Below are 7,480 nucleotides of genomic sequence, written 5' to 3'. Positions count from 1 at the left end.
CTTTCTCGGACGGGTCAGCGTGTCCAGGACAGTGGTATTGATTGTTTGAAAGGTCAATTGAGACATATGTTCAAAACCCTTAATTAAAAATTCATAGTTCCTGCACTTTTTTCTTCAAATAAATAACAGCAGGTTTGGTATTCAGATAGCCAAGCACCTGGTAAGCTCTTGATTCCCGGGCCAGAATGGAAACCGCACTGTTTTTGTCCAGGAAATTACCAAAGGTGAGTGCATTGGCAGGACATGTCTGTACGCATGCCGGCTGAACCTCCCCGTCCCGAATCTTACGGTTTTCATTTTTTGCCTGATTGTGGGCTTTTTTAATTCGCTGTATACAAAATGAGCATTTTTCCATGACCCCTTTGCTTCTGGCAGTGACATCCGGGTTGAGCTGAAGGTTGAGGGGGGCGGGTCTTTCCCAGTCAAACCAATTGAACTTTCTGACTTTGTACGGGCAGTTCTGGGCACAGAACCGGGTGCCGATACAGCGGTTGTAAACCTGGTTGTTGAGCCCCTCTTTGGAATGGTGGGGGGCATACACCGGACATACGGCCTCACAGGGCGCCGCATCGCAGTGCTGGCACATCATGGGAAGAAAAATCAGCCGGTCTTCATTGTTCTGATCCTGGTATCGTTCAATTCGCAGCCAGGCCATTTCACGACCTTTTATGATCTGCTCTTTTCCCACAACGCCGATATTGTTTTCCGCATAACATGCGGCCACGCAAGCATTGCATCCCACGCATTGGTCCAGATCTACGATCATCCCCCACCGGTAGCCGTCATGTTCGTGAGGTGGGTAAAAATCTCGTTTTTTATCGTATCCTTCCTCGGTGGGCAGGGTTAACGGGAATTGGTTCATATCCAGGCCCCCGCCCTCTCTTTTCCCATGCCCGTCGGATTGCCCGTGGCCGGCGGATTCACCGTGTCCGTTTTGGCTGTGGCTGTTCGCCAAGGTCATGGACAGGGCAATTTTTCGTTTGTACTGGGACCGGCTGCCATCTGTCTGGGGAAGTGCTTCAACTTTGCCGGTCCGTTTAACCGAAGTGGGGGTGATTAGATAGGAGAGAAAATCAGAGGTCTCAAGGTTTCCCGACAAAAGATCAACCGGGTTGCTGCCGAATCCTTGGGCATACCGGCCGCAGGCATTATGACCCTGGCCTATCTGCATGACCATCACTCCTAAGGCAACTCCCGGGTAGGAATAGACCGGTGCTGTGATGGCGCGGTCGCCTGCTTCAATGGTCAGGATATCCCCGTGTGCGAATCCACGTTCTTCAAGGGTTGCAGGGTGAATCATGAGCATGGTTTCCCAGGCAATACTGGTCACGGGATCGGGGATTTCATTAAGCCAGGACTTATTGCCCCCCCGGCCGTCATAGAGCCGAAGTGACGGAACCGCCAAAAAATTCAATTTTGGTTCTTCAAACAGTTCGATGGCGTGAAGTGCTTTTTTAAGTGCCTTGATGGATTCCGGGTCAAGGGGGGGGCTCCCGGCCCCGGATGTGCTGCTGGAATGAAATATCCCGCCGGATTGAATTGTTTGCATGAAATGGGCTTTGCTCTTTTCAGGCATATTCGTATACAGGTAATCGGCAAGATATCCATAGTAGTCATCAAACTGCCGGTCTTTGTCTGACAGGTCGAGGAACACATCGCCCATGGAGGGGGCCTTGGTGAGCCGTCCCATGGCGGGCTGGAGGGTTGAGATGCATGCGGTGTTGCTTTCATAACTGTCCCAGGTTTCAAGCGGCAGCTGCACCGGGAAAATAAGGTCTGCGTTTTTGGACGTCTCATCCATGACAGTTGAGAAACTGACCTTGAAGATCTCTTTACGATTAAAAATATCCGTTAAATCAGCGTTTTCTGGAAACGTAAACAGGGGGTTGGTATTATAAAACAATAGGAGTTCCGTGGGTTCTGTGACGACCGTTTTGAAGAATTTGGCGGTTTCTTTTGCTGTCATGACTTTTTCAAGGGCGTGCCTTTGTTCAAAATCATACAGAGAAAGATCCTTGTCCAGCACAAGATTCATGAGGATCACGGCCATTTCCAGGGCAAAAGAGGCGTCTGCCGTTGTGGTGCCTGTTGATCCTAAAACCAGGGGGCGGTGGGATGCGAGCAGGGATTGGGCCAAACGGTTTTGATCCGCTTCCGGAAATCCGGTATTTTTTTCAACGATGTCAGGCTGATATGGCCTGACAACAGCCGTAAGTTCTTTTAAAAAAGGCTCAGGCAGATGATCTATTGTTCTGGTTTTCAAAATGTGGCGGATGACCCCCAAAGCCACCATATATTCCGTTCCCGCCGTAACCGGGAAAAATTTGTCTGCATTGGCGGCCGTCAGAGACATGTAGGGACCAACATGGACGAATGTCCCCTTTTTACCGTCTTTAGAGGTGTGCATGGATTTGAATTTGCGGATATATTCAACCGGTGACAGCCAGGTTTCTACGAAATCCGCGCCAAATCCCAGAATGAAATCTGCGTTTTCCATATGAAAAGAGGGAAGCATGGGCTTTGAAAACAGGGCTTGGTGGGCGGCTCTCAAGGCATCGTGGGAGTATGGTTCGTACTCGGCTGCGGGTTTTGCGCCAAATGCCTCCAGGGTGGTTGCAAACAGGGCGGAAAGGGGTACTGATGTTATGCCGGTCAACATTTTGACGCGGTTGCTTCCCTTTTCTGATGCGGCGTGCATCCGATTTTTAAGAATGTTAAAGGCTTGATTATAAGAGATCGGTTGAAATGTCCGGCCTGTTTTGAGTTGCGGCATCATCAGTCTGTCCGGATCATAAACAGACTGTAGAGCCGCCTGGCCCCGGATGCACAGTCGTCCACGGTTCACCGGATGGGCGGGATTTCCTTCCAGCTTAATAACCCGGCCCTCACGGTTTTTTGCAAGGATACCGCATCCTGCAGGGCATTCCATGCACGTGGAGGCATACCAGACCGCTTCCCCTGTTACAAAATCTTTCGGGGCCGTTACCAGTGAAAAAATATTTTTGTCATAGTCTGACTTGCAGCCATAGGCAACAGAAATGCTTCCGATTCCGGCCGTTTTAAGAAATGTTCGCCTGTCCATTATGCGTCCTTTTATCGAAACGGTGCTGATATGTTTTTATATATCTTTATTTCCTTGCTGAATGAATCACTGCAATGCCGTTTGTCAACTTCGTAACTTTGATATCCTTAAAACCGATATTTTGTAAAATCAGGCTTAACTCCCCGGGGAGTGGAAACGCGCGTATGGATTCTGGAAATGCCGTATACGCTTCTGTTGAACCGGTGATCAGTCCCCCTATCAACGGCATTATTTTGAATGAATACAGATCGTAAAGATATCTAAAGAAAGGGTTGTCAGGTTTTGAAAATTCCAGGCAACACATGGCACCGCCTTTTTTCAACACACGGAAGATCTCCTTGAAACCGGTTTCAAGATGGGTGACGTTTCGAATTCCAAAGCCAATGGAAACAGCATCAAACGAACCATCAGGAAAAGAGATGGATTCAGCATCCCCTTGAACAAAGGTTACCCCTTTGATGGATTTTTTTTTTCCTTGTTCGATCATTTTCCGGTTCATATCATACACAACCGACATACCCTTTTTGCCTGTTCTCGAAGCGGACAACCTGGCTATATCACCCGTTCCTCCGCAGACATCCAAAATTTTTTGATTCGGTTTGATCATGAGTGTTTCAACGGCCCTTCGTTTCCATACATAATGAATTCCGCCACTCAAAATGGTATTCATAAAGTCGTATTGTGTGGCAATGGAATTGAAATGCCGGTTAACCCGGTGACGCTTTTCTGATTCGGCATAGGTGGTAAACCCGAATCTTGCCGTCCGGGTTTCTGATACATGAGTTTCCAACTGCTCAAGTCGTTTTTTTCGATTGTACCATTTATCAAAATTTAAAGTCATTCTCTTGTCCGGGTTCGTTTGATAGAGATGTTAAAAATATAATTGTCATAGCATTTGCCGAAAAAAATGAAAATATTTTTTGTACGTTTCAAAAATCGCTTATCTGCCGGCATTGGATTGTATCCCGATATAACAAACTTGTAGAAGGCATCTTCCAGGGCGAAACTCCTTTTGGAGGGGATTTTATGAGGGTAAAAAGTGTTACAGGCGTCCCGAGCGAAGGATTGAAATTATCAACCAGAGTCCGAGAAACGTTGCGATGACATACCCTGTAACACCGAGAAGGCCGGTTAGCGATATTTCGGGAAATCCGGCAAACCCAAAGTCGATGTCCAAAAGCTTCTGGGAAGAATTAAGAATCAGGGCAGCCGAAATGGTTGAAGCAGCGATTACAATACCCACAATCAGCCGGTTGATCAACTTTTCCATGGTTTGCTGTATCTTGAACGAGGTTGTATGTCGAATTTCCATGGAAAGGTTGTTGGCGGCTGCATTGGCAATAATTCCGCTAATGCTTTCCGGCATGGATTGAAGATGACCTGCCATTTTCCGGGCGTCTGCATTGAATCGTTTGAAGAGTTGGTCCGGTTTTAAATTCTGCTTTAGCAGGTTTTCGGCATATGGCCTGGCAACTTGAAGAATGCTTGACGTGCTGCCGAGTTTTTTTCCAATGGCTTCGTTTTGAACAAAGGTCTTGAAAATCAGCAGGAGATTTCTCGGCATTGTGATCCGGTGCTTGAGTACTATCTGTATTACCTTGTCATAGACCTCTTTGACCGAGATCGAGGGAAGAGGGCGGCCATAAAAAGGTTCACTGACATCCTTCAGGTCGGCTTTGAATTCCTTGAGGCAAATCTGTTTCTCGTTCAAAAGACCCATCTCTTTCAAGGCATCCATAACCAAATCATAATCGTGATCTGCAAAGCCAAGGCAAATATTGGCAAGTTCTTTCATCATTTCATCATCCACGTAACCCATCAGCCCGAAATCGATAATGCTGACCCGGCCATCTGCCATGACAATGGTGTTTCCCGGGTGGGGATCAGCGTGGAAGAAACCGAATTCCATGAGCTGTCGGGAAAAGGATCGAAGGCCTATAAGCGCTATTTCACCGGGGTCTATGCCGGCAGCTTTGATGGCCTCTACCTGATCGACCTTGATACCATCGATATACTCCATCACCAGGACTGACCGGCTTGTGTATTCACGATAGACTTTGCAGATATGCATTTCGCGCGTATGCTTGAAATTCGTTCTGAATCGTTCAATATTACCGGCTTCCGTAAACATATCCAGTTCTTTGAAAATGGTCCGTTCAAATTCTTTGACAAGATTCACGACACCGAGCATTCTGCCGCGTTCAGAACGATTCTCTATCATCCGGGCAAGATAATACATCAGCCGGATGTCTTTTCGAATAACGGGAAGGATATCAGGTCGAATAACCTTGACCGCAACCCTCTCTCCTGAAAAAAGCCGGGCCTCGTGAACCTGGGCTACGGACGCTGCTGCAATGGATTCGGAGTTGAAGCGGTCAAACAGGCCTGCCGGGGGTTTGCCTAATTCCCTCTCCACCACATTGGAAATCGCAGATAAGGGGAGGGGTTTTACCTGATCCTGTAGTCTTTTGAATTCATTTACGTATTCAAAAGGCAGAATATCATCTCGGGTGCTCAACAGCTGTCCCAGCTTGATAAAGCTGGGACCGAGCTGCTCCATGCAGAGGCGGATCATCCTGGGGGACGGAAATTCTGTTGCAGCAGTATCCCTGTTCTTTTCCGGAGTTCCGGGGACCTTGAACGCAACCCCGGCAATACGACCGGTCACATCTTTGATTCCATACCAGACTAAGACCCGGAGGATACACACAAGCCGCCAGAACAGCTTAACGTTCAGGCAGAGTCTCAAAACAATCACTCGTCAGAATCGTTGTCCGATTTGTTTTCGGAGGCTTTATTCCATTTTTTTGCGATCTCTTTCAGTTTTGATCGGTCGGAGATATAATGTTCAACATAGCCGCAGTTGACACAAACGTAGTTATCAATAGGAGCCATGCTTGAAAGGCTTATGGGAATTGAATTGCTGGCAAAAGGGCCGCCTTTCAGGATACTGGCGATTGGTCCGTCTTTCACAATCAGATCAGCGCCTGAATAGACTTCACCGGAACCACATTTAGGGCAATTGGCGTTTTTCAAAATAACACCTCCAAATAATCTTAATATTTAAGAACAAATTGTTGTATCCGTTGTCATTTTGCTTTCAGGCGAGGCAAATACCCATTCATGAAAACCCACGGCGGATCGGGCGTCGGCCGTATTCGGTCTGAAAGTTTCCTAAACTATCACAATCTGTCAAAATTTGTAAAGACGTGATTACATGTATCATTTTTTGTTGTTATCATGGGATTTCGCTTCGATGCTTTAATTTTTAAACAGGCTTTTTTTTAAAGACGGTTTACCGGTATATGGGCCAGCTTTTCCTCCCAGTAATCATCTATCAGTTCTTTGTATTTATCCTGGGGGTAGTTTTTGCCGCAGGCGGCGCAGCGTATGATAACATGGGGGCAGGCACGTCTGATAACAAGTTTTCCGCCGCATGACGGGCAGTATTTGGAGGCTTTTTCCATTTGTCTTCCTTTGTTTTTGTTCGGTCGGTCCTCTTTCCTTTTTTCCCGGATAACATAAAACGGGCAGACTTGAAATATTTTCAGCAGATATTTAAATTTTAAATCAAGATTTAAAATTTCTATTGCCATAATCAATTGGATAAAAATTGTCATGGATGGCAAAAAACGGTCGATGTGTAACCGTTTTGTGTTGTGTGGACCTTGTTGTTAGATCATTGAGCGTTATGAATAATGAAATGTATAGGAGGTAGCCGGGCCATGGCTAAAAATTTTTTTTCCACCCGCGTCGGCATCATTTTTGTCGGCGCTGTGATCGGAATTCTTGCCGCTGTTTTACAGAAACTTGGGAATCCGGGAAATATGGGAATCTGCGTTGCCTGTTTTGAACGGGATATCGCTGGAGCCATTGGGCTGCACAGAGCTGACGTTGTCCAGTACATCCGTCCTGAAATTATCGGATTTGTGCTGGGTTCCCTGGTTGCTGCCTACAGCTTCAAGGAGTTTAAACCAAGGTGCGGATCAGCGCCCATCGTTCGTTTTCTCCTGGGTGTTTTTGCCATGATCGGTGCCCTTGTTTTTCTGGGGTGTCCCTGGCGGGCCGTGCTTCGCCTGGCCGGCGGCGACCTGAATGCCGTTCTGGGACTTCTGGGCTTGGGCTTCGGGGTCTGGATCGGGGTCATGTTCCTGAAAAACGGGTATAACCTGGGACGCTCCCAGGCCACCCATACAGGTGCCGGATGGATGCTGCCCCTGGTGATGCTCGGTCTTTTGAGTCTGATGTTTATCTATCCCCAGGTGCCGGGGGAGGATAAAAGCGGCGTGCTGTTTTACAGCCTTAAAGGGCCCGGGGCCATGCACGCCCCTTTGCTGATTTCCCTTGTGGTGGGCCTGGGCATTGGATTTTTAGCCCAGCGCAGCCGCTTCTGCACCA

General features: G+C 47.6%; 6 protein-coding genes. 1 reads left to right on the top strand and 5 read right to left on the bottom strand.

The genetic code is table 11. The features are described 5' to 3' along the window. Positions 1-91 precede the first annotated feature (91 nt). The 5 genes from B3D59_RS14570 to B3D59_RS14550 form a co-directional block, all read right to left on the bottom strand. Positions 92-3,082, bottom strand: a complete 2,991-nt coding sequence (locus B3D59_RS14570) for a 4Fe-4S dicluster domain-containing protein (RefSeq protein WP_286820998.1) — start codon at positions 3,080-3,082, stop codon at positions 92-94. 46 nt (positions 3,083-3,128) lie between these two features. Beyond that, entirely contained in the window at positions 3,129-3,923 is a 795-nt protein-coding gene (gene ubiE, locus B3D59_RS14565; protein ID WP_286820992.1) for a bifunctional demethylmenaquinone methyltransferase/2-methoxy-6-polyprenyl-1,4-benzoquinol methylase UbiE, read from the bottom strand. 201 nt (positions 3,924-4,124) lie between these two features. Further along, a complete protein-coding gene (locus B3D59_RS14560; protein ID WP_286820990.1) occupies positions 4,125-5,840 on the bottom strand; it encodes an ABC1 kinase family protein in 1,716 nt (571 codons plus the stop codon). Then, positions 5,837-6,118 carry a hypothetical protein gene (locus B3D59_RS14555; RefSeq protein ID WP_286820987.1) on the bottom strand — a complete coding sequence of 94 codons (282 nt, stop codon included), beginning with the start codon at positions 6,116-6,118 and terminating at the stop codon, positions 5,837-5,839. The genes B3D59_RS14560 and B3D59_RS14555 overlap by 4 nt, the downstream gene beginning before the upstream one ends. A 248-nt stretch (positions 6,119-6,366) precedes the next feature. Then, positions 6,367-6,549, bottom strand: a complete 183-nt coding sequence (locus B3D59_RS14550) for a dual CXXC motif small (seleno)protein (protein ID WP_286820985.1) — start codon at positions 6,547-6,549, stop codon at positions 6,367-6,369. 258 nt (positions 6,550-6,807) lie between these two features. Between B3D59_RS14550 and yedE the strand changes: the two genes are divergently transcribed. Beyond that, on the top strand, positions 6,808-7,480 hold a 673-nt coding region (yedE, locus tag B3D59_RS14545), incomplete at its 3' end, for a YedE family putative selenium transporter (protein ID WP_286820983.1).

The organism is Desulfobacter sp. UBA2225 (assembly GCF_002348205.1).
Lineage (GTDB): Bacteria > Desulfobacterota > Desulfobacteria > Desulfobacterales > Desulfobacteraceae > Desulfobacter > Desulfobacter postgatei.
Note: the sequence above shows the minus strand (reverse complement) of the source record. Positions and strands in the feature narration are given on the sequence as shown.

What these genes read in the sequence shown, in the direction of transcription:
- B3D59_RS14570 (WP_286820998.1), bottom strand. Translation starts at nt 3,082, where the DNA reads ATGGACAGGCGAACATTTCTTAAAACGGCCGGAATCGGAAGCATTTCT.
- ubiE (WP_286820992.1), bottom strand. Translation starts at nt 3,923, where the DNA reads ATGACTTTAAATTTTGATAAATGGTACAATCGAAAAAAACGACTTGAG.
- B3D59_RS14550 (WP_286820985.1), bottom strand. Translation starts at nt 6,549, where the DNA reads ATGGAAAAAGCCTCCAAATACTGCCCGTCATGCGGCGGAAAACTTGTT.